The 23,200-nt window shown below is 46.2% G+C and carries 19 protein-coding genes and 1 pseudogene; 3 read left to right on the forward strand and 17 right to left on the reverse strand.

The annotated features are described in order from the left end of the window. Positions 1-19: 19 nt before the first annotated feature. From ACTNBR_RS03770 to ACTNBR_RS03780, 3 genes are all read right to left on the reverse strand, one after another. A complete protein-coding gene (locus ACTNBR_RS03770; protein WP_441016043.1) occupies positions 20-1,870 on the reverse strand; it encodes an ABC-F family ATP-binding cassette domain-containing protein in 1,851 nt (616 codons plus the stop codon). Between the two features lie 81 nt (positions 1,871-1,951). Then, complete coding sequence (locus ACTNBR_RS03775; RefSeq protein WP_427805651.1) at positions 1,952-2,410, reverse strand: RrF2 family transcriptional regulator; 459 nt, start codon at positions 2,408-2,410, stop codon at positions 1,952-1,954. Between the two features lie 11 nt (positions 2,411-2,421). Further along, positions 2,422-2,853, reverse strand: coding sequence for an RrF2 family transcriptional regulator (locus tag ACTNBR_RS03780; RefSeq protein ID WP_427805650.1), 432 nt, complete (start codon positions 2,851-2,853; stop codon positions 2,422-2,424). A gap of 234 nt (positions 2,854-3,087) precedes the next feature. Between ACTNBR_RS03780 and ACTNBR_RS03785 the strand changes: the two genes are divergently transcribed. Continuing rightward, on the forward strand, positions 3,088-3,288 hold the full coding sequence (locus ACTNBR_RS03785) for a cold-shock protein (protein WP_427805649.1): 201 nt from the start codon (positions 3,088-3,090) through the stop codon (positions 3,286-3,288). A 149-nt stretch (positions 3,289-3,437) separates the two neighbouring features. Here the strand turns inward: ACTNBR_RS03785 and ACTNBR_RS03790 are convergent, their stop codons facing one another. From ACTNBR_RS03790 to ACTNBR_RS03835, 10 genes and pseudogenes are all read right to left on the reverse strand, one after another. Next, on the reverse strand, positions 3,438-8,057 hold the full coding sequence (locus ACTNBR_RS03790) for a PolC-type DNA polymerase III (RefSeq protein ID WP_427819694.1): 4,620 nt from the start codon (positions 8,055-8,057) through the stop codon (positions 3,438-3,440). Between the two features lie 3 nt (positions 8,058-8,060). Next, the gene (gene ispG, locus ACTNBR_RS03795; RefSeq protein ID WP_441016046.1) at positions 8,061-9,116 is read right to left on the reverse strand and encodes a flavodoxin-dependent (E)-4-hydroxy-3-methylbut-2-enyl-diphosphate synthase; all 1,056 of its coding nucleotides are present in this window, start codon (positions 9,114-9,116) and stop codon (positions 8,061-8,063) included. Positions 9,117-9,179: 63 nt separating this feature from the next. Beyond that, positions 9,180-9,644, reverse strand: a complete 465-nt coding sequence (locus tag ACTNBR_RS03800; protein ID WP_441016049.1) for a hypothetical protein — start codon at positions 9,642-9,644, stop codon at positions 9,180-9,182. Between the two features lie 114 nt (positions 9,645-9,758). Continuing rightward, positions 9,759-11,231: a xylulokinase gene (gene xylB / locus ACTNBR_RS03805; RefSeq protein WP_427819697.1), complete on the reverse strand. Its 1,473-nt coding sequence runs from the start codon at positions 11,229-11,231 to the stop codon at positions 9,759-9,761. Positions 11,232-11,268: 37 nt separating this feature from the next. Further along, positions 11,269-12,753, reverse strand: a complete 1,485-nt coding sequence (locus tag ACTNBR_RS03810; RefSeq protein WP_441016051.1) for an L-fucose/L-arabinose isomerase family protein — start codon at positions 12,751-12,753, stop codon at positions 11,269-11,271. A gap of 143 nt (positions 12,754-12,896) precedes the next feature. Further along, positions 12,897-13,724: an AraC family transcriptional regulator gene (locus tag ACTNBR_RS03815; RefSeq protein ID WP_441016183.1), complete on the reverse strand. Its 828-nt coding sequence runs from the start codon at positions 13,722-13,724 to the stop codon at positions 12,897-12,899. A gap of 4 nt (positions 13,725-13,728) precedes the next feature. Further along, positions 13,729-15,060 carry a MocR-like pyridoxine biosynthesis transcription factor PdxR gene (pdxR, locus tag ACTNBR_RS03820; RefSeq protein WP_441016054.1) on the reverse strand — a complete coding sequence of 444 codons (1,332 nt, stop codon included), beginning with the start codon at positions 15,058-15,060 and terminating at the stop codon, positions 13,729-13,731. Between the two features lie 113 nt (positions 15,061-15,173). Beyond that, positions 15,174-16,202 (reverse strand): annotated as a pseudogene (locus ACTNBR_RS03825) (AMP-binding protein); the annotation flags it as partial. Beyond that, positions 16,169-16,744: an alpha/beta hydrolase gene (locus ACTNBR_RS03830; protein ID WP_441016057.1), complete on the reverse strand. Its 576-nt coding sequence runs from the start codon at positions 16,742-16,744 to the stop codon at positions 16,169-16,171. The gene ACTNBR_RS03830 and the pseudogene ACTNBR_RS03825, both read right to left, overlap by 34 nt. Positions 16,745-16,760: 16 nt before the next feature. Continuing rightward, entirely contained in the window at positions 16,761-17,090 is a 330-nt protein-coding gene (locus ACTNBR_RS03835; RefSeq protein WP_441016059.1) for an SCP2 sterol-binding domain-containing protein, read from the reverse strand. A 224-nt stretch (positions 17,091-17,314) separates the two neighbouring features. Here ACTNBR_RS03835 and ACTNBR_RS03840 point away from each other — a divergent pair, with 224 nt between their 5' ends. Together ACTNBR_RS03840 and ACTNBR_RS03845 are read left to right on the forward strand one after the other, a co-directional pair. Next, the gene (locus ACTNBR_RS03840; protein ID WP_441016062.1) at positions 17,315-17,929 is read left to right on the forward strand and encodes a TetR/AcrR family transcriptional regulator; all 615 of its coding nucleotides are present in this window, start codon (positions 17,315-17,317) and stop codon (positions 17,927-17,929) included. Positions 17,930-17,960: 31 nt separating this feature from the next. Then, positions 17,961-18,818 (forward strand): pyridoxamine kinase, encoded by an 858-nt coding sequence (locus ACTNBR_RS03845; RefSeq protein WP_441016064.1) that lies wholly within the window; start codon positions 17,961-17,963, stop codon positions 18,816-18,818. A 66-nt stretch (positions 18,819-18,884) separates the two neighbouring features. Here ACTNBR_RS03845 and ACTNBR_RS03850 read toward each other — a convergent pair whose 3' ends face one another. The 4 genes from ACTNBR_RS03850 to ACTNBR_RS03865 all read right to left on the reverse strand — a co-directional run bounded on the left by ACTNBR_RS03850 (position 18,885) and on the right by ACTNBR_RS03865 (position 23,189). After that, positions 18,885-19,898, reverse strand: coding sequence for a M20/M25/M40 family metallo-hydrolase (locus ACTNBR_RS03850; protein WP_441016066.1), 1,014 nt, complete (start codon positions 19,896-19,898; stop codon positions 18,885-18,887). Positions 19,899-19,910: 12 nt separating this feature from the next. Continuing rightward, a complete protein-coding gene (locus tag ACTNBR_RS03855) occupies positions 19,911-20,894 on the reverse strand; it encodes a LacI family DNA-binding transcriptional regulator (RefSeq protein ID WP_441016068.1) in 984 nt (327 codons plus the stop codon). Between the two features lie 21 nt (positions 20,895-20,915). Further along, complete coding sequence (locus ACTNBR_RS03860; protein ID WP_441016071.1) at positions 20,916-21,785, reverse strand: DMT family transporter; 870 nt, start codon at positions 21,783-21,785, stop codon at positions 20,916-20,918. A 114-nt stretch (positions 21,786-21,899) separates the two neighbouring features. After that, positions 21,900-23,189: an ABC transporter substrate-binding protein gene (locus ACTNBR_RS03865; RefSeq protein WP_441016074.1), complete on the reverse strand. Its 1,290-nt coding sequence runs from the start codon at positions 23,187-23,189 to the stop codon at positions 21,900-21,902. Positions 23,190-23,200 lie beyond the last annotated feature (11 nt).

Consider the following 23,200-nt stretch of genomic DNA (forward strand, 5'->3'; position numbering starts at 1 on the left):
TGTTACCTCCTAAACTAAATCATTCTTTCGCTTCCTGTATGCGCTCATTCAGATCATTTAAATAAACCCAGCGCTCCATCTTCTCTTCTAATTCTGCTTCCACCCCTTCTTTCTCAGCTATAAGTTCGCCAAGGCGAAGAGAGTTTGTTGCATTTTTCAGAATCTCTTCGTCCAGATTTTCAATTTTTGCTTCCAATCTGGCAATATCGTCATCAATCGTTTCGAATTCTTTCTGTTCTTTATAGGTAAATCTAAGTTTTTTCTCACGCTGTTTCCATGTGTCTTTGGCGGGTTGTTTCTGATTTTCCGTCGTTCCGGTGCCGTCTCTATTATTCTTGTTCGGAATGGCACCACGCCTGCCGTCTTCATCTTCCGAAATGGTCTCCAGCTCTTTCCGGATCAGATAATCCGAATATCCGCCTTCGGACTGCCGGATCACTCCGTCTCCTTCAAACGCAAAAATACGGTTCACCGTCCGATCCAGAAAATACCGGTCATGTGAGACGATAATGATAATTCCCGCAAAATGATCCAGATAATCCTCCAGAATCGTGAGCGTCTGAATATCCAGATCGTTAGTCGGCTCATCCAGAATCAGCACATTCGGTGCTCCCATCAGAATACGCAGCAAATACAACCTCCGCCTTTCTCCTCCTGAAAGCTTCTCGATCGGAGACCACTGCATCGCTCCGTCAAATAAAAAACGTTCCAGCATCTGTGAAGCTGTGATCTTACCGTCCGATGTGGTGATGTATTCTCCCACTTCTTTGATATAATCGATCACTTTAAGTGATGTATCCATATATTCATTTTCCTGGGAAAAATAACCCATGCGGATGGTCTGTCCCACTTCCACTGTTCCTCTGTCCGGCTTCGCGATCCCGTTAATGATCTTAAGCAATGTGGATTTACCACATCCGTTCGGTCCGATGATCCCAATCCGGTCATTGCGCAGAAAAATATAGGAATAATCCCGAATCAGGCATCTTTCCCCATATGACTTTGAAATTCCGGACAATTCAATTGTCTTATTTCCCATGCGGGATGCCGCCGAGTCAAACTGAACCCGGCGTTCTGCCTGAATGTCCTTCATCTCCTGCATCGCTTTGATCCGGTCAATATGTGCTTTCTGCTTTGTACTGCGCGCTCTCGCGCCTCTATGCAGCCATTCCAGCTCCGTCCTGAGCAGACTTTTCCGCTTTCTCTCTGTCGCCAGTTCCATGCTTTCTCGTTCTTCTTTCAGGCGCACAAATTCCGAATAATTTCCCGGATAACTGTACAATTTCCCTTTATCCACCTCTACGATCCGGTTCACCACCCGGTCCAGAAAATAGCGGTCATGTGTCACCATCAAAATGGCGCCCCGAAAGCGTATCAGATACTCTTCCAACCATTCTGACATTGCATGATCCAGGTGGTTGGTCGGCTCATCCAGAATCAGGATGTCTGCCGGCGTCAGCAGTGCCTGAACCAGCGCAACCCGCTTCTTCTGTCCCCCCGACATATGCTCGATCTTTTCATTATAATCCGTGAATCCAAGCTGATTCAGCATCGATTTTGCTTCGGCCTCAATCGTCCATCGATTCATCTCATCGGTATTTCCCTCGACCGCTGCCCGAAGAATCGTCGTTCCTTCCGCAAAAACCGGTGTCTGGGGAAGGTAACAAATCTTCACATGATTCCCCATGCTGATTTTTCCCGAATCATATGGTTCTATCTGTGCCGCCACCTTCAAAAGTGTCGATTTCCCCATCCCGTTGATTCCAATCACACCGATTTTCTCATTTTCATTGATTCCAAATCCGACATCATTCAGCAGGATTCGATCTGTGTAGGATTTGGTTACATGTTCCATAGTCAGCAAATTCATAATCTATATTCCTTATGGCAATACCGGAAAAGGCACCGCCATTCTTCTCTTTGTCTCTTTCTCATTGCTAACTTATTATACTCACATTTCCCTGTTCGCGTCAACACCGGATTCCGTTTTCAATTTTTTCTCAGATTCACTTGCTTTATCCGCAATTTCGGCAAGTGTCATATCCTGAAGCAAGGCAATCACATCCTCATCAATCTGATCCCAAACCAGTTTTCTGATCGCTCTCTGGAGCGCGTCCAGTTCTTTCTCCTCTTTTTTTTCGACAATGCAGAATTTTCCCTCTACTGCAGCCAATATTTCTTCTACCGTGATTTCTTTCGGTTCTTTATCTAACGAATAACCTCCTTTTGGCCCTTTCATACTCTTCACGATCCCGGCTTTTCTCAATGCACCCAATACCTGTTCCAGATAATTCAGAGACATCTCCTGCCGCTTGGCAATCTCCACCAGAGGCACCGGGCATTCCTGAATGTGAACCGCCAGATCCACTAACGCTCTTAACCCATATCTTGCTTTTTTAGAGACTTTCATAACATACCTCTCTACGTTTCATTGTTCATTTTTTCCACTTCGTCAACAATATCCTGAAGTGTGACCTTCTCTGTAGTCTTCTGTATTCTCTCCCAGAGCTGCTGCCACACTTCCTGCACAGCACATGTGCCATTATTCCTGTCGCATTCCCCTTTCTCTCCGAGACAGGATACGGGAATCATTTCATCTTCCACTGCTGCCAACACATCATATGCTGTAATTTCTTCCGCATTTTTTGCAAGACAGTATCCGCCATACGCCCCGCGTACGCTGACAACGACCCCATTGTCTTTCAGTCCTTTCATAATACGTTCCAAATATTTTTCTGAAAGGTTTCGACGATTCGCAATATTTTTAAGGCTTTCCCAGGAATCCTCTGTCGAATGCATGGCAAGGTCTGCTACTATTTCTAATGCATATATTCCTTTCGTAGATATTCTCATACAAGATTCCCTCCAAATTTTCTTTCTTTTCTATCATTGTAAAGGATAATGCATTTTCACACAATGAAAAATCGCTAATTTTTTTTGCTTTTTGTTATAATCACATAGTTTTTTGCGCATTTATCATGCAACTATTGACGAATTTACAAATGCATGATAAAGTAGTATAGAATATATACACTTTGGTAACGGTTGATGCTCGTTATCCACAAATCTATAATGGAGGTAGTACCGATGAACAAGGGCACCGTAAAATGGTTTAACAACCAAAAAGGCTATGGATTCATCTCTGACGAAGCCGGTAATGATATTTTCGTTCATTACAGCGGACTGAACATGGAAGGATACAAGAGCCTTGAAGAAGGTCAGGAAGTAGAATTTGAGATTTTCCAGGGCGAAAAGGGACCTCAGGCAGTGAACGTAACAAAGCTGTAATCAAAATTTGGTGTACCTTTTATATATGTAAATCGCAATTTTATTTAAATATTTAAAAGACATACATGAATTTAGATGAGGGAAAAAAGGAATCGTAAAATATACGATTCCTTTTTTATTTCGGGACAAGACAAGTACTCCAATATAGCTTATGTAAAGTCAAAAAGTGAAAGCTGATTGGTTTCCGGAAGATCTCCGAGAAGCCCCATCTCATCCATCAGATCAATGACTGTTTTGCTGACTTTCGTGCGCTGTCTGAAATCGTCTTTTGATAGATATGGGCCATTCTTGGAAGCAATCTCCACAGCTTCTGCAGCTTTATCCCCCATTCCTTCAATGGTGTTTAAAGGAGGCAGGAGCTTTCCGTCCACGATCTTGAATTTTGTTGCTGCTGATTCATAGATATCGATTGGCAAAAATTCGAAACCTCTCGCGTACATTTCCAATACATTTTTCATATCCTTCAGTGTATCCTGATCTTTTTTACTGAGCTGATTTAATTCCGCCCGGCGCTTATACTCTTTCATGTGATATAAAAGCTTATCTTTTCCCTGCCCCATCAGTTCATAAGAGAACGCAGACGCACGGATACCAAAATAAGCCGCATAATAGGCAAGCGGGTAATTCAATTTACAGTAGGCGATTCGGTACGCCATCATGACGTATGCCGCCGCATGTGCCTTCGGGAACATGTATTTGATTTTCTCACAGGACCAGATATACCATTCCGGCACATCATGCTCCAGCATATCTTTTTTAAACTCCGGCCATTCTTTACATTTTCCTTTCGCCACAGTCCCCTTACGCACACGTTCCATGATCGTAAAGGATTCCTCACTGTCCAGTCCTTTATTGATCAGGTAGGTCATAATGTCGTCTCGGGTACAGATTGCCGTAGAAATCGTTGCTTTTCCTTCTTCGATCAGAGTCTGCGCGTTATTCAGCCACACGTCGGTTCCGTGTGAAAGTCCGGAAATACGGATCAGATCGGATAAGGTCTTGGGTTTGGTGTCCACGACCATCTGAATAACGAAATCCGTTCCGAACTCCGGAATTCCAAGGCATCCCACCGGACACCCGTCGATATCCTCCGGTTTGATTCCCAGTGCCTCAGTTCCCGCAAAAAGGGACATAACTCCCGGATCATCAAGCGGGATATCCGTCGCCTTAAAAATACGGTTCACTCCATCATAACCGGTGTCCATGGAATCGGAATTGATCAGCTCCTCCAGGGTCTTGATCATCGTCGGATCATCGTGTCCGAGAATATCTAATTTCAGCAGGTTGTGGTCAATGGAATGGTAATCAAAATGCGTCGTAATAATGTCCGTCGTCATATCATTTGCCGGATGCTGAATCGGGGTAAAAGAGTTGATATCCTCGCCGTGCGGAAGGACAACAATTCCTCCCGGATGCTGCCCGGTACTTCGCCGGATCCCCGTGCATCCCTGTACAATTCGGTCAATCTCACAATTCCGTTTGCGGTCGCCCCGCTCTTCATAATAATTTTTTACATACCCGTACGCCGTCTTATCAGCCAGGGCCGCGATCGTTCCTGCACGGAAGGTCTGACCTTGACCAAAAATAACTTCCGTGTATTTATGCGCTTTACTCTGATAATCCCCGGAGAAGTTCAAGTCGATATCCGGCTCTTTGTTTCCCTTAAATCCGAGGAAAGTCTCAAATGGAATGTCAAATCCGTCTTTGATCAGCTTTTCCCCACAGACCGGGCACAGCTTGTCCGGCATATCGTGCCCGCATCCTCCGGCATATTTTCGCACCTCATCCGAAGTGAAATCACTGTAATGACATTTCTGGCAATAGTAATGCGGGGACAGCGGATTCACCTCCGTAATTCCGGACATGGTCGCCACAAAAGAGGACCCTACGGAACCACGGGAACCAACCAGATATCCGTCTTCGTTTGATTTCCATACCAGTTTCTGTGCAATGATATACATAACGGCAAATCCATTGGAAATAATGGAATGCAGCTCCCTTTTCAATCGTTCTTCTACGATTTCCGGGAGCGGATTGCCATACATGGAGTACGCCTTAGTATAACAGATGTCCGTCAGAAGCTGATCGGAATTCTCAATGACCGGCGGGCATTTGTCCGGCCTCACCGGTGAGATCTTCTCAATCATATTGGCAATTTTATTCGTATTTGCAATTACCACTTCATATGCCTTCTCGGAGCCCAGATAGGCAAATTCTTCCAGCATTTCTTCCGTCGTCCGAAGATAGAGAGGTGCCTGCTGGTCCGCGTCTGAGAAACCTTTTCCCGCCATAATGATACGGCGGTAAACTTCATCGTCCGGATCCATGAAATGCACATCACAGGTTGCCACGACCGGCTTATGGAACTGTTCTCCCAGCCGAACGATCTTCCGGTTCATGTCCTTGACATCCTCCATGGAATTGATCGCACTGACCTTATCGCTATCGATCATAAATGCATTATTTCCCAACGGCTGAATCTCCAAATAATCATAGAAATCCACGATCTTCGCAATGGTCTCATCGGATTTTCCATTCAGGAGTGCCTGATAAAGCTCCCCGGCCTCGCAGGCACTGCCCACGATCAATCCTTCCCGGTATTGGTTTAGTACACTTTTGGGAATTCTCGGCCGTCTTCCGTAATAAGTCAGGTGGGACAGCGAAACAAGCGTGTATAAATTCACTCTTCCAAGATCGTTTTTGGCAAGAATGATGACATGATACGTCGGAAGCTTCCGGATCGCATCCGGATTCAGATTTCCAAAACGGTTCACACCTTTCAGTGTTGTGATGTCACGTTCTTTTAACATTTCAATAAATTTTACAAAGATCTCCGCCGTCGCACCTGCATCATCCACCGCACGATGATGATTTTCCAGAGAAATATCCAGCGCTTTTGCCACCACGTCCAGCTTATATTTGGACAGGGACGGCAAAAGGACACGTGCCAGTGCTACGGTATCGACCGACACAAAATGCGGTTCAATATCCTGATAACGACAGTTCTGTTCGATAAATCCCACATCGAATCCGGCATTATGCGCCACCAGAGGCGCGTCACCCACGAATTCCAGGAACTGCGGAAGGATCACCTCAATGCCCGGATAATCCATGACCATCTCGTCCGTGATGCTGGTCAGCTCGGTAATCTTAAACGGAATCGGCCTTCCGGGATTGACAAAGGTACTGAATTTGTCCGTGATGACTCCGTGTTCCACCTTCACCGCACCGATTTCGATAATCCGGTCCGAGATTGCGGAGAAACCGGTCGTCTCAATATCAAACACGACATAGGTATCATCCAGGCTCTGACTTCCGGCTCCTTTGGCAATCTCGGTCAGATCATCCACCAGATATCCCTCCACACCGTAGATGACTTTGAAGGGATCGTCTTTATCCAGCCCCTCGATGAAATGGTTCGCATCCGGAAATGCCTGTACGACTCCGTGATCGGTGATTGCAATGGCCGGGTGTCCCCAGGAATGTGCTCTTTTCACCAGCGCTGTTGCCTCGGATACTCCATCCATATCACTCATTTTGGTATGGCAGTGCAGCTCCACCCGCTTCTCCGGGTATTTATCCTTTCTTCCAACACGGATGTCTGTTGCCTTACGGATTCCTGTTACAGAGCCAATCGTCAGTTCCCCGTCAAATTTATCGATCGTAGTAACCCCTTTTACCTTCAGGAACACACCCGTTTTGATCTCTGCAAGAAGCTCCGGAAGCTGATCGTTCCGGGTGAACATTTTGACCATGATCGTATCGGTAAAATCCGTCACCGCAAACATGATGATCGTCTTTTCATTCCGGATCTCGCGGGTATCAAAACTGATGACCTGTCCGCGAATTGTAATCTCTCCCATTTCCGATACGACCTGTTTTAATTCAATCGGCGTATCATCAAAATCACGCCCGTAGATCACATTCGGATCGTCTGAACGTTTCAGCGGATAATCCCGCTTCTGGAATGTTCCGCCGCCTTTGCTGCCTTTGAATCCACCGGTCTTTCCGGCAAAATCCTGTTTTGGCTCCGGAGATTTTGCCTCGGTCTTTTCCTGCTTCTTCGTATCCTGCTTGCCTGCCTCGTTCTCTTTCTTCTTCCCGGTCTGCTGCTTCTTTTCAGACGAGCCGCCTCCGGATGCGTCTCCTGCATGTTCCTCCTTGCCGGCTGCGTGCTGTGCCTGAAGGGTGTGGTTCCGTTCCAGGATCGCATCCACTTCCTGCTGAAGCTGCATCTCATTGAACTTGCGGTATTTGCTCTCTTTGACTTTCTCATAATCCACCCGGATTTCCACCGGAACGTGAAATCTTTCTTCAAAAAGAGCTTTTAGATAAGCGGAGAGTGCATCTGTCCTTCCCTCGGCCACGATCGTATCCGCCAGCGTAAGGAGAATCACATTCTCACCTTCATATCCTATTTTCGCTTTCTGAAACATGTTTTTTTCCAGAACACTCCGCTGTTCCAGTTCAAAGAGAATGCTGTCCCGATACGCTTCCATCAGATTCTCCGGCGTATAAAGTCCCGACAGGCGATACTCTTCCAGAATCGTCACCGGAATCCCCATTCCCGAGAAGAGCTGCATCTCAATCTGACGCTCGATGTCATACACCGTTTTCTTCGGAATCAGATGCGTACTGAAAATATGTACCTTAATATGGTCTTTCGCAGAAGTAGAGGTGATTTTCGTCACCTCTACCTCCCGAAACAGCGCCTGGCTGTCACTATCCAGTTTTAATGTTGGAAATACATCAAAAAATAATTTCGTCATTCTCTATTCGCCCCAATGTACCAATTCGTCTCTAAGTGCATCCAGAAGCTCTTCTTCTTTCACCTTTCTGATGATCTCGCCTTTTTTGATCAGAAGACCTTCTCCGATTCCCCCTGCAATCCCGATATCTGCTTCTTTTGCCTCACCCGGGCCATTTACTACACAGCCCATAACCGCAACCTTGATATCCAGCGGAAATTCCGCCACCATCGTCTCTACCTGATTCGCCAGAGAGATCAGATCAATCCGGGTCCTTCCGCAGGTCGGGCAAGACACCACTTCGATCCCGCCAGTACGAAGACCGAGTGTTTTAAGGATCAGCTTCGCACTCTTGATCTCTTCCAGCGGATCTCCGGTCAGAGATACCCGGATCGTGTCCCCGATTCCCTCATGGAGAATAATTCCAAGTCCGACAGCGGATTTGATATTGCCGGACATCAGCGTTCCGGATTCGGTAATCCCCACATGCAGCGGGTACGGACATTCCTTCGCAATCAGTTCATGTGCTTTCACACACATCATGACATCAGAAGATTTGATGCTGACCACCAGATTCTGATATCCCATCCGCTCAATCATATGAACTTTGTCCAATGCGCTTTCCACGATTCCTTCCGCAGTCACGCCTCCGTATTTTTCAACCAGCTCTTTTTCCAGAGAGCCGCTGTTTACGCCCACACGAATCGGCACATTGTATTCTTTGGCCTTTTCAACTACGGCTCTTACCCGGTCCTCGCTTCCAATATTTCCCGGATTGATCCGGATCTTATCTGCACCGTTCTCGATCGCCGCGATTGCAAGTCTGTAATCAAAATGAATATCCGCAACCAGCGGGATATGGATCTGTTTCTTGATCTCTTTTAAAGCCTCTGCCGCCTCCATTGTCGGAACCGCACAGCGTATAATATCACATCCTGCCCGTTCCAGTGCCAGAATCTGGCTCACTGTGGCATCCACATCCTCCGTCTTTGTATTCGTCATAGACTGAATCGCAACCGGATTCCCGCCTCCGATCCGGCAGTTGCCGATCCGGATTACTTTTGTATCGTTTCTCGTCATCTTCCGTCTTCCTTTCTCAAATCTATATACTCAAATCTTACGTTCAAACGTTCCAGATGCCGGTTATTTTCCTTTTGTAAAGAACATCTGATCCCCATAATCCCATTCTGTCAATGTCAGTTCCCTTCCGTCCACACTGTAATGGAATTTGGTCTGCATGGAACTGACGGCAGATTCAATGTCCTCGGCCGAGGCACCGCCATCCAGCTTCTTCGCAGCCGCTTCCAGAGCGTCCTGATGGATCTGGAAGGTGATCTCTTTGTTAGATTTATCCAGCGAATACTCCATATCCACAGTCAGTGTCTGATTCTCGATCAGATTATCCCATACAAGATTTGCCTGATTCTTCCCCCCGATTTCCAGAATCATGTCACTGTCCTCCTGCTTCCAGGTTCCTTCCAGCGGATTGCCAAAGAATCCTTTATATAAGAAAAACACTGCCACGATGAGTATCAGTATCGTCGCTCCCCTCATGGCATAATTCCATAATCTATTTCTCTTTTCTTCGTCATTTCCTGCAATAAGCATAGAATTATCATCCTCCTGTATATGACTTTCTTTGTTATCAATTATACGGGGTTTCAACTTTCATGTCAACGGTGCCGAAAACTCAAAAAAAGGTCCAGTGGACCTTTTTATAAATTATTCCGAAATATCACGGAAAAGTTCTTTGACTGCCGGATAAATTTTGCGGAATTTCTGATATTGTACTTCATATTTTCTGACCAGTTCTCTTTCCGGTTCAATGATCTTTTTCACTTTCACCAGTTTTTTTGCGGCCGTCTCTACATCCGGATATTCGCCGCAGCCGACCGCGGCAAGAATCGCTCCTCCAAGTGCAGGACCTTCTTCGCTTTCGATCACTTCCACCGTCAGGTTCATAATATTGGCAATCATCGCTCTCCACAGCGGACTTTTGGCTCCACCACCGCAGATTCTGGTGCATTCCGGGCGGATCCCGATACTTCTCGCCACTTCGAGGGAATCTCTGAGTGCAAATGCCACGCCCTCCAGAACGGCCTGTGTCATATCCGATCTGGAAGTATCCATCGTCATTCCGATGAAGGTCGCTCTTGCAAATGGGTCGTTATGCGGAGAGCGCTCTCCCATCAGATACGGCAGATAGTACACATGATTCTCTCCCAGCTTCGTGATCTGCTCCTGCTCCGCCACATAATCTGTCGTCCCCAGGATCTCTTCGGACCACCATTTATTGCAGGACGCAGCGCTGAGCATACATCCCATCAGGTGATACTTTCCGTCCGCATGAGCAAAGGAATGCAACGCATTCTGTTTATCTACACCGAATTTTCCGCTGGAAATGAAGATCGTTCCGGAAGTTCCGAGGGAAATATTACATTTTCCATCGCCTACGGTTCCCGTTCCGACTGCTGCCGCCGCATTGTCTCCGGCTCCTGCGATCACCTTCACCTGCTCGTGCAGCCCCAGTTCCCGGGCTGCTTCTGGTGTCAGATTTCCAACCACTTCATAACTCTCATAAAGCTTCGGGAGCTGTTCTTCTGTAATACCACAGATCTTCAACATTTCCTTAGACCAGCACTTGTTCTTCACATCCATGAGAAGCATTCCGGACGCATCGGAATAATCCGTGCAGAAGCTTCCGGAAAGCCGGTAAGCGAGATAATCCTTCGGAAGCATGATCTTCTTTATTCTTGCGAAATTCTCCGGCTCCTTTTCTTTTACCCAGAGTATCTTCGGGGCAGTGAATCCGGTAAATGCAATATTGGCCGTGTATTCCGATAACCTGTCTTTTCCGATTACCTGGTTCAGATAATCTGTCTCTTTTGTCGTTCTTCCGTCATTCCACAAAATGGCAGGGCGGATGACCTCATCGTTCTCGTCCAGAATGACGAGACCATGCATCTGACCTCCAAAGCTGATGCCTGCAACCTGCTCTTTATCGAACCCGTCCACAAGTTCCCGGATTCCTTCCGCAGATCTTTCATACCAGTCCTCAGGATGCTGCTCAGACCATCCCGGATGCGGAAATTCCAGAGGATATTCCTTCGATACAATTCTTTTTATCTTACCTTTTTCGTCCATGAGCAGCAGCTTCACCGCTGACGTTCCCAAATCTACTCCAATATACAGCATGTTTTTTCCTCCATTTACCTGCGGATCCGAATAATTCTTACGCCCATGGATTCTCAGTAGGGTATCTTACACCCTTCGGCTGATTATAACCGATTTCCTCGACCGGCACACCGATGTATTTGAACACTTCGAACAGTGCTTTTCCATAATGTCCGAACGCAACCGCTCCATGGTGCGGGAAATTCTTCTCGATCAGTACATGACGGTAGAAACGTCCCATCTCCGGGATCGCGAAGATGCCGATGGAACCAAAGGAACGGGTCGCTACCGGAAGTACTTCGCCCTGTGCAATGTATGCGCGAAGAATGTTGTCGGCAGTGCTCTGCAGTCTGAAGAATGTAATGTCACCAGGCACGATATCGCCTTCCAGCGTTCCCTGTGTCACTTCTTCCGGAAGTGCTCTTGCCATGATCATCTGGTATTTCATTTCGCAGAAAGAAAGCTTGGAAGATGCGGTGTTGCCGCAGTGGAATCCCATAAATGTATCTTTCTGTGTATAGTCGTATTTTCCTTTGATATCTTCTTCATAAAGATCAGCCGGTACGGAATTGTTGATATCAAGCAGGGTAACCGCATCCTGACTGATGACCGTTCCGATAAATTCGCTGAGCGCTCCGTAAATATCCACTTCACAGGATACCGGAATTCCCTGCGCCGTCAGACGGCTGTTCACATAGCATGGAACAAATCCGAACTGCGTCTGGAAAGCAGGCCAGCATTTTCCTGCGATCGCAACGTATTTTCTGTATCCTCTGTGTTCTTCCACCCAGTCCTTCAATGTCAGCTCATACTGTGCAAGTTTCTGCAGGATTTCCGGTTTTTTATTGCCGGTTCCAAGCTCTTCTTCCATCTCTTTCACAACAGCAGGGATCCTCTCATCACCTGCATGCTTGTTAAATGCCTCAAATAAATCCAGTTCGGAGTTCTCTTCAATCTCAACTCCGATATTATAAAGCTGCTTGATCGGCGCATTGCATGCCAGGAAATTGAGCGGTCTCGGTCCGAAGCTGATGATCTTCAGGTCGTTCAGGCCGATGATTGCGCGTGCGATCGGTACAAACTCATGGATCATATCCGCACATTCCCCGGCAGTTCCCACCGGATATTCCGGGATATATGCCTTGATGTTACGGAGCTTCAGGTTGTAGCTTGCATTCAGCATACCGCAGTATGCATCCCCGCGTCCCTGAATCAGATTATTTCCAGTCTCTTCTGCCGCTGCCACGAACATCTTCGGTCCGTCAAAATGTTTTGCAAGGAGCGTCTCTGCAATCTCCGGTCCAAAGTTTCCAAGATAAACGACCAGCGCATTACATCCGGCCTTTTTGATGTCTTCCAGCGCCTGTACCATGTGGATCTCACTTTCCACGATACAGACCGGACATTCGTAAATATCGTTATCCCCGTACTTTGCTTTGTATGCATTTACAAGGGCTTCTCTTCTTGTTACGGAAAGGCTCTCCGGAAAACAGTCACGGCTGACTGCAACGATTCCGATTTTCACTTCTGGCATGTTGTTCATGATTCATTCCTCCTGTTCATTTCAACTATGTTGTTCCATTTTTTATCCCCATCGTATTTCTGGCTTCTCACTGTCCAGAATTCGTATCGTCAGCTATAGTATAGCATTTTCAGTGATTTTTCAACTACCGAAAACTTGTCTATTTAACTGCAATTTTTTGTCTTTTTATATTCACTTGGCAGCATTCCGTATTTCGTTTTAAAGGCTCTTGTAAATGCCCTTGCGTCCGTAAATCCATGATGCTCTGCTATTTCTCCTATGCTGTTTTCGCTATTTTCCAGTTCTCTGTATGCGTACTCCAGCCGGATGCTCTGCAGATAGGATTTATAATTCATATGTGCATATTTCCGGAACATCCGGGACAGATACGTCGGTGAATATCCAAACACCTCCGAAAGCTTTTCCAGTGAAATCTCAGAGGTATAATTCTCCTTAATATAACTGATGATCTCTGACAGACGCCCCAGATTTCTGCGGGATCTGACGATCTCCTCACTCACCTCAAGTTTACGGTAACGGGTGACCATAAGATAGATCAGCATATAATAAAAGCTCTGCACTTTCAGTTCATAGCCCGTCTTTTTCTCCTGATACGTAACGAACATATCGCGGACAAGCTGCATGACAAATGCATCCTGGTTCCGGTCACTATGTGTAAAACAGATAAACTGCTCATCCGTATAATAGGCTTCGAATGTGCCAAGCGGCATCTGCAGTACCACGGTCTGATTCGGCTCTCTGGCCACGATGGAATGAATCTCATTGGAATTCACGATCACAAATTCTCCGGCGGCAAGAACCGTCTTTTTTTCATCAATATAGAATTCCAGATTTCCGTCAAACACCGCAAAGATCTCAACCGACCGGTGCCAGTGTTTATCCCGGAAATAATTCCCGTTTTTGCCCTCAAATAAAAACATTTTAAAGGGCAGGTCCTCATTCGGCACGATCAGTTCATGTGTCACTTCCATTTCTTCACCCCACACATTCTTCCAGCAGCTTCATCGCCGCATGGTATTTATCCACCGGCACACCTGCACAATTCATCATGATCGTACATTTTGACTCCCTGTTATCAGCAGGCACCGGTGAAAGAAGCAGCCCTTTCTCCTTCGCCTTTTCCGCAATTTCCCCGGCGGGTAATTTCGTATCAAGCTCCACATAGACATGGAAACCCGAGTCGCCGATCCTGACTTTTGCCTTCCTTCCGAGAACCTGTTCCACCGTAGCTGCCAGTTGTCCTGCCTTTGCCATATGTATTTTCCGGGATTTCCGGATCTGCCCGGCAAGATGCCCGTCGCGGATAAACTGTGTCAGTGCGATCTGTTCTGCCTTGGATGCCGTCTGGTTATAACGGTCCTTTCGTGCATCATAGCTTTCCAGAAGTTCCGGCGGAAGCACCATGAAACTCATTCGAATGGACGGAAGCAGCATTTTGGAAAAGGTCCCCAGATACACCACACCTCTTCCGCCTGCCAGTCCCTGAAGGGACGGAGTCGGCCTCTGGAAATAGCGGAACTCACTGTTATAATCATCTTCTATGATCAGCAGATCCCTCTCCTCAGCTTCCCCGATCAGCGCAAGCCGTTCGGAAACCGTCATCATACCTCCCCACTTCGTCATCTGTGACGGCGAAAGATAATATACTTTGCAGCCCTCTTCCTTGTAGTTTTCTGCAAATGTAAATCCGTAATCTTCAAAGATCGCGCGTCCCTGCACAAACTCCGGATTATAAAATGCAGCCGTCTTCCGCTCCCAGATCATCGGACAGAGAATATGCAAAAGGCTCTGCACACCTGCCCCGATCACAATCTGTTCCGGCGAGCAGATCACTCCCCGCACCTTGTGAAGGTAAGAACTGAGCACTTCCCGGAATTCCTGCTCTCCCTGCGGTTCGCCATAAGTCAGAAGTTTTGTATCCTGACGCAGCGCGCTCTTCATATAACGTCTCCAGAGTTCAAACCGGAAACTCTCCCGATCCACGTTCGAGGTCACGAAATCGTACTGTATTTCCTGTTTCTTCCTGCTTTTTCGCACCTCTCCGATGTCCGACGGCTTTTTCTTCTGCACCGCAATGTCTGTGACATAATACCCACTCTGCGGTTTGGAGAGAATGTATCCCTCGGCGGCAAGGAGCAGATAAGCGTTCTCCAGCGTCGTGCGGCTGATCTGAAGCTGGATCGCCCCCTTCCGGATCGACGGAAGCTTCGTATCCGGTGCCAGCTTTCCGCTCAGGATCAGTTCTTTATAATAATGATACACGCGCAGATACCGCGGAATATCCTGGTTTTCCAGTGCTGTAGACATCTCTGCCACCTCCCGTGCTTTTATCAGAAATATATATAGCTGAAACAAAGAGGACTGCACCTGCAATCCTCTTTTTATCATACCATATCCTGACCAGGCGCTCAACGCCCGATTTAATACCGTTTAATTTTCTTAGAAGGCGTTTTCTCAAACTCCCGCTCTCTGACCTTCAGTTTGTACACTCTTTTATACGCCGGTGCTTCCTGATTATAAGCATCGATCACTTTCTGAAGTTCTTCTTCCACATTTTTGATCCGTTTCTTTTTCACATAATCCAGATCCGGGAATATCTCCGTCTCGATCACGCCTTCTTTTTCACGAACCAGATTTTCCTGTACAAGGCGGGCCTCACCAATCTTGTTCTCCAGTTCTTCCGGAGACACATTCTCTCCGTTTTTCGTAATGATCAGATTCTTCTTCCGACCGGTCAGATAGACAAAGCCGTCTTCATCTACATATCCCAGATCTCCGGTTCTGAGCCAGCCGTCCACCAGCGTCTCCTTTGTTTCTTCCGGCATATGATAGTATCCCTGCATCACACTGCTGCCGCGGACCCAGAGTTCTTTGTCTACCACCTTCGCCTCACAGTTCGGCAGAAGCTTTCCAACCGAATTTTTCCGGATATCCCAGCTCACATTCGTGCTGATGACCGGTGCACACTCCGTCATACCATATCCCTGCAGGATCGTGATCCCATAGGATTCAAACAGATCGATCATATCCGGCTGGAACAGACGGATATTCTTTGCCACACGAAGCAGCGAGTCATTGATACAAATGATACTGCCCAGTGAAATACCTTTGAGAATGTCCATACTGAGGCAATACGCATGATGAATCGGCAGAACAGAAAGGATCGTTATACGGGGCGGGATCTTCATATCCAGGCAAGTCGCATTCTCCGCCAGATTCCGGTGGGTCAGCATGACACCTTTACTTTTTCCGGTCGTACCGGAGATAAACATAATCGTACAAAGCTGATCCGGTTCCGGTTCATACGAATATCCAGCCTCCTGCTTTTCAAGAAGCTGCCAGAACGAATATGCCTGTTCATCCTGTTCCGTTTTCTGCATGGAAATCAGGGTTTTCAACTTCGGACATCTATCTTTTACAATTGCCGCCACATCTGCGCGGATCTCATTCCGCCCATGGAAATACCGTGGAGCAGAATTTCCACATCTTCGCCGCAGATTTCGATCACCTTTCTGATCCAGCCCATCGCATCGTGCCGGTCCAGACACCCAAATCCGATCTGTTCCCCTTCACTCATACCATGTGCTCTCTCATCAACCAGAAGCATTGCGAAACCATTTCTCAGATAATAATCCGACAGCCCGACGAAATCGTTCATCCCCTGACTGGTACATCCGTGGAAACAGATGACAATTTTCTTCGCATCCTGATTGGGAAACCAGGTGCCATGAAGTTTCAATCCGTCGTCAGATGTCAGATACAGATCCTGATGCGGATTCGCAACAAGTTTCTCTTTCCTGTCCTGAATGATATCCATGTACTGATTCCAGTCCGTGCCTGCCATCTTCATGGTTCTCTTCATGTATGCATTATTTCTTATCATTGTTCTTCTGTAGAAATAGGCCGTTCCTCCTGCTTCTGCCAAAGTAAGTGTTCCTGTCAGAAGCGCAGCTGCTTTCCAAAATCTTATACTGTTCTTCTCCTTATTCAAACCCCAGAGCTTCCTTCTATTTTCTGCTGTCAATCAGCTGTTTGAAACGAAGCGCCTTGTCAATATTTCCTTCTACCTTCATTTTCTGAAGCGTCACGGCCATGATCGGATCCATCTTTCCGTCTGCAATCTTCATCAAAGTCTCTCCGCTGCAGGTAAACATGGCATCTCTGTCATAATATTCATATGGTTCTACAGACAGTTTCCCCTCTTTCACTTCCACATAAAATATACCGGATTCTTCACCAATGATATTAAACTGATAAGCCAGATGTTCCTGAATATCACTCACATCCGCTTCCATAAATCTTCTTTTTAATTCCGAAAAAATATCTGCATAAGTCATTTCCATATTCTCCCTCTGGGTTGATTTTCGACCATGAGTCGATTTATTTTTCATTCATCATACCATACTTTCGACCACGGGTCAATTCATGAATTGTCACAAAAAATCTGTCCTTCTTCCCGATTTCTGTGTGTTTTTTCGGTTGTAACCGGGACTTTATAATGTTATACTGAATAAAATTACTGTTCGCTATCGACAAAAAATCACAATTTTCGGAGGGAAACATGCGTAATTCCACAAAATATGACAAAATATTAGATGCTCTGCAGTCCCTTCTAGAGCACAAAACACTTCAGAACATATCTGTTAGTGAAATTGCACAGACGGCCGGAATCGGAAAAGGAAGCATCTACTATTATTTTCCATCCAAAGATGCCATACTGGACGCCCTCGTAAAACGCAATTACGAATCACCGATCCAGACTGCAAAGACACTCTCGCGCCAGACCGATATTTCTTCATTCACGCGTATGGCCATGATCTTCCAGGCATGCAGGAATTCTTCCTCAGCATTTCGCTACCATCCGTCCGGCACATTGGAGACGGATGCGAAGGGAGAATCCTTTCTCCATCAGAAATATATGAAACACCTGATTTCCGAACTCAAACCGGAACTGACCGAGATCATCCGGCAGGGAATCGAAAACGGTGATATTCACTTTGACCAGCCGGCAGCTCTTGCAGAGATCGCCCTCATTGTCCTCACCGTCAAGTTGGATAATACGCTGATCCCGTCCACTGAGGAGGAAATCGAGGATACCATCCGCGGGCTCATTTCCCTTCTTGAAAAAGGGACGGAGAACCCGCCCGGTTCCCTGAATTTTCTTACTGTTTTCTAGAGATACTGTTTCAGGAAGGAATGTTTGAGATATGGTTAAAAAAGTGGCAGTCATCCAGGATCTGTCCGGTCTTGGTAAATGTTCTCTGACCGCGGCGATTCCGGTCATCTCGGTGATGGGCGTACAGGCATGCCCGGTACCCACCGCTGTTCTGACGAATCAGACCGGATACGAAAGCTATTATTATGATGACTTTACGGACAAAATTGATTTTTTCACAGAAGAATGGCAGAAACGGGGCCTCACACTGGACGGAATTTATACCGGTTTTCTCGGAAGTGAAGCTCAGGTTGAGAAGATCCTGCATTTCAACGAAGTATTCCGCAAAGAGAATACCTTGCTTTTTGTGGACCCCGTCATGGGAGATATGGGAAAGGTTTTTGATATGTACACACCTGCACTCCGTGAACAGATGCGCAGGCTGGCACTCCATGCTGATGTCATTACTCCGAATCTGACTGAATGCTGTCTTCTTGCCGATGCCGATTATGATGCAATTTTCTCTCATACAGGGGAACCTGATTACCTGAGACGCATCGAAATGATGGCAAAACCGCTTTTAAAATCCCGGATAAGCACTGTAATCATCACTGGGATCATTCACAAAGCAGCAGAAGATTCTGCTCCGAAATACTACAACTTGATTGTCTCCTCCGACGGCTGCCAAAGTGTCTCCTCTGAGATTCACGGCGGAAGCTACTCTGGAACCGGCGATCTCCTCGCCTCCGTCGTCTGCGCCGATATGGTGCGCGGAAACAGCGCATACTGCGGGGTATCACGGGCCGTTCGTTTTCTGGAGGAAGCACTGACCGAGACGGCTGCGGAAGGCGTTCCGCGAAATGACGGAATCAATTTCGAACCATTTCTTCCGCTTTTGCTGGATCAATAGAACTTAAAAAGATGGCAGAGTCCCATTAACTTCAGGCTCTGCCATCTTATTTAATTATATTATATTCTATTCCATTTCTGTCAGAAATTCCGCGATCAGTTCGATGCATCCTTCTACATCTTTTTCATCCGCTACTTCCGCCGGTGTATGCATGTAACGCAGCGGGATCGATACAAGGACCATCGGCACGCCCTCATTTGAGAAATGAATCTTGTCCCCGTCTGTACAGGTAAGACGGCTCGCTGCTTCTCTCTGAATCGGAATCCCCGCCTTTTGGGCACACGCTTCCATTTTCTGATTCAGTTTTTTCACAACAATCGGGCTATTGCAGAGTACCGGTCCTTTTCCCAGTTCCACTGTCCCCGTCTCGGCCGGATTCATTCCACTGTAATCACTGCAGTAAGTCACATCCACCACAATGGCCAAATGCGGCTTGATACGTGCGCTGGTCCAATATGCACCGCTTTTCGTCGTCTCCTCCCCGACCGTAGATGCGGCATAGACCCCCGCTTTGCACCCTTTTTCTTTCGCTCTTTTCAGCGCTTCCATAATAATGAACACTCCAAGGCGGTCATCCAGTGCACGTGCCGTGAATCTTCCATTCATCATGGCGCGGATATGGGTATCCGGCACGACCGGTGCGCCGAGTGCAACCTTCTCAAGTGCTTCTTCTCTGGAATTTGCACCAATATCGATCAGAAAATCCGTCGCTTTCAGCTCACTGTTTTTGAAGAGCTCTCTTCTGCCCTCCACAACTCCGTATACATCTTGGTCCGGCATATGCACCTTGATCTGCTGCCCCGGATAGGTTCCGGCGATGATTCCTCCGCGGTCGACCACCTGAAGCCGTCCATTCTCTGTGATATTGGAAACCATCACGCCGATTTCGTCCGCATGGGCAGAAAGCATGATCCGTCTCTCACTTTCCGGATTCAGAATACAGATCAGATTCCCCATTTCATCCTCACGGATCTCGTCTGCCGTATGTTCCATATATGTTTTCACAACCTCCTGCACCGGTTCCTCATAGCCGGATACAGAAACCTGGTTCAGTATCTCATTTAAAAATTGCTCATTCATTTTCATTTGCTCCTAAATGTTTTTTACACTATCCCTGATATATAATTTCGTCGGTGCAATAACTTTCAAACAAATATCCCTTCCGTTGATCCGTTCCTCCAGCATATGAACCGCATATTCCCCCATGAATTCCATATATAAACGGACTGTCGTAAGCGGCGGTACCATATATTTTGCCGTTGGCAGATCATTAAACCCTATAATACTGATATCATCCGGAATCGACATTCCCAATTCATAAGCTGCCCGATAACTGCCCGCTGCCATGGAATCATTTGCCACGAAAAGAGCCGTAGGAAGATTTCCCTCCTCATGCATTTCCTTGAATAGACTGTGTCCATATCTTGCATGATAACGTCCCATTTTTACACACTCCGGATGATACATTCCCTTTTCCGTCAAATACTGTCTGAAGGTTTCTGTCCGTTCATCCGGAACCAGTTCTCCTTCTTCATTCGTTTCTACCCCTCCTATGAACCCGATCTTACTGTGCCCGTTCTCAATCAAATAATCCAGCACAGACTTCACAGCCTGCTTATAATCGATAACAATCGCATCAAACCGATCCAAATCAGGACATGTATCAATAAACACAGCTGGTTTTCCCCAAGAACCAATATGTTCTACCATTTTTTTGCTAAAAGTTCCTACACATATGACACCGTCAATTCCCGCCAGAGAATCCTGTGTATCCGAAATATTCACCACTTGCTTACGGTACCCTTCCTCCTCAAGCCGTTTTTCAATTGCCAGCCGAATACAAAGATAATATGGATCTTCAAGTTCTTCTTTCGGTGAATAAGAATAGAATACACCAACTTTGAGCTTTTTCTTTCTCTTTTTTACCCGAACTTCATATTCAAGTTCTTCAGCAATTTCAAAAATCCGCTGTTTTGTCTCTTCTTGAGCATTCAATGTCTCATCATGATTCAATACTCTGGATACTGTTGCTATTGATACTCCGGCTTTAGCCGCAATGTCTTTAATTGTTGCCATATATGTTCCACCTTTTTTATTTTATTCTGCTGTTTCAGTTTTTCCGGACAACTGAACCTCAGATACCAGGACTGCTGAGAGAATCAGAACTGATCCGATAATCATGCGCACAGTCACTTGTTCATGCAGCAAAATGACAGAAAAAACTGTACCAAACACCGCCTCCATCGACAATATAATCGCTGATTTTGTCTCATCCACATATTTCTGCGATACAGTCTGCAGCAAATATGTGATGGTTGTGCTCACCACCCCCAGATACAGCACAGCGAGCAAACTTTTCTCAGAAGGTCTAAATACAAAATCTCTCGAAATTACAAGTCCTGCAGCCGACAAGACGAAAGCGGTCGTCATTTGAAGAAAATTCAGTACGGTCGGACGAATTCTTCCCACATATTCCCCCGTCAGGAATATCTGAAGCGCAAAACACACCGCACACAGTAAAGTCAGTGTATCTCCCAGTCCCAAAGAGAAATCACTTTGAAGTGACAGTATACCTGCGCCTATGATTGCCATCACAGCACCGATCAGGCTTCGTAATTCGATCTTCTTCCGATAGATTACAAGTGCAATAAACGGAACAATCACTACATTTGTTGCCGTCAGAAATGCATTTTTAGAAGGAGTCGTATATTGAAGTCCTATGATTTGAAGAGCAAATCCGCCAAACAGGGCCGCTCCCAGCCTGAAACCGCATTTTACTTCATCCTTTGTAATGGTCGGTATCTGTTTTCTTCCCAAAAATGTCATAATCACAGCCGCGATCAGAAAACGAACTGTCATGATCTGAAAGGGTGTCAGAGTTTCCAAAGCCATATCACTGGCCACAAACCCTCCGCCCCATATGATAGTCACAGTGAGGAGCCCGATTATTCCTAAATATTTCTTCATGAACCAATTCTCCATTCTTAATAGTATATCATAGTTTACATAAAAAAGGGACATTTTACTGCCCCTTTTTAATCACGTTTTTACCAGTATCTTTATCTTGTTTTACTCTCTTATCTACTGGAATTTTGTTTCCAATTCTTTCTGAAGATCTTTCATTGTTTTTTCAACATCTTCTCCATTCAGTAGAATCTTGGAAACAGCTACACCGATTGTATCAGAAGCTTCCTGGGCATTTGGAGAAATCGGGGTGTCAGCAACCTTCTGTCCATTTTCAATAAAGATCTCATAAACATTACCTTCTCCGAAGAAAGCATCACCTTTCTGGAACACTTCTTCTTCGTAGCTTGGAATATATGAAGGATACAAACCGTATTTTTCAAATCCACTTGCCTGGAGTGTAGTATCAGTCATAGCAAATTTCACGAAATCTTTCGCTTCTTCCGGGTAATCTGTCTTTGCGTTAATTGCAAGATCAGAACCTCCGTTGCTGCAGCTGTATTCTCCACCTTCAATCTTCGGGATATCCATAACAGACCATTTACCTTCTGTCTGCGGTCCTTTGTCTTTAATGGTACCGATCATCCACACTGCTTCCGGAATACATGCAACTGATTCATTTACAACCGTCTGCTCATACTCATCCCATCCGTTATAGTTGAGAGCCACACCTGAATCATAGATCTTATCAGCCATCTTCATTGCAGAAATTGAACGTTCGTCATCGACGATCGGATTGCCATCTTCATCAAAAACGCCAATACCGAATTCACCACGAATCAGAGAATAAAGGCTGCTCTTTTTCGGATCAACCGGGATCATTTTAACCGGGTCACCTGACGGAGTCTTGCAGGCAGCTTCAATCTTCTTTCCTGCTTCGATCAGATCATCCCATGTCTGGATGTCTTCTGGGTTCACGCCTGCCTGTTCAAAATAATCTGTACGATAGAACATACCCACCGGGCCTGCATCCCACGGGAATGCGTGCACTTTATCTTTATATGTTACTTCAGCAAGTTTTGAAGCAAGGAATTCATCTGCATTCACTGCATCAGATACATCCAGAAATCCTTCCGGGAATTTATCGGCATATCCAACCAGCACATCCCCTTCAATTGCGATAATGTCTGCAATACCATTACCTGTTGCAAGAGATGTCGATAATTTCTTGTAAATCTGATCTGTTCCCATTTCCTCAAATTCAAATTTTACATCCGGATGATCCTTCTGGTAAACTTCTGCTGCCTCCTGAAGCTGCATCAATGCAACATCCCACGCCCATACTGTTAACACTTTCTCTCCATCTTCTGCTTTCTTCTTTGAACCGCCACATCCGGTAAGCACTGCTGATGCTGTCATCGCAAGTGCAAGTGCCATTGCCATAACTCGTTTCATTCTTCTCTTCATAATCTTTTTCT

It is taken from the genome of Bariatricus sp. HCP28S3_F11 (assembly GCF_052065395.1).
Taxonomy (GTDB): domain Bacteria; phylum Bacillota; class Clostridia; order Lachnospirales; family Lachnospiraceae; genus Allocoprococcus.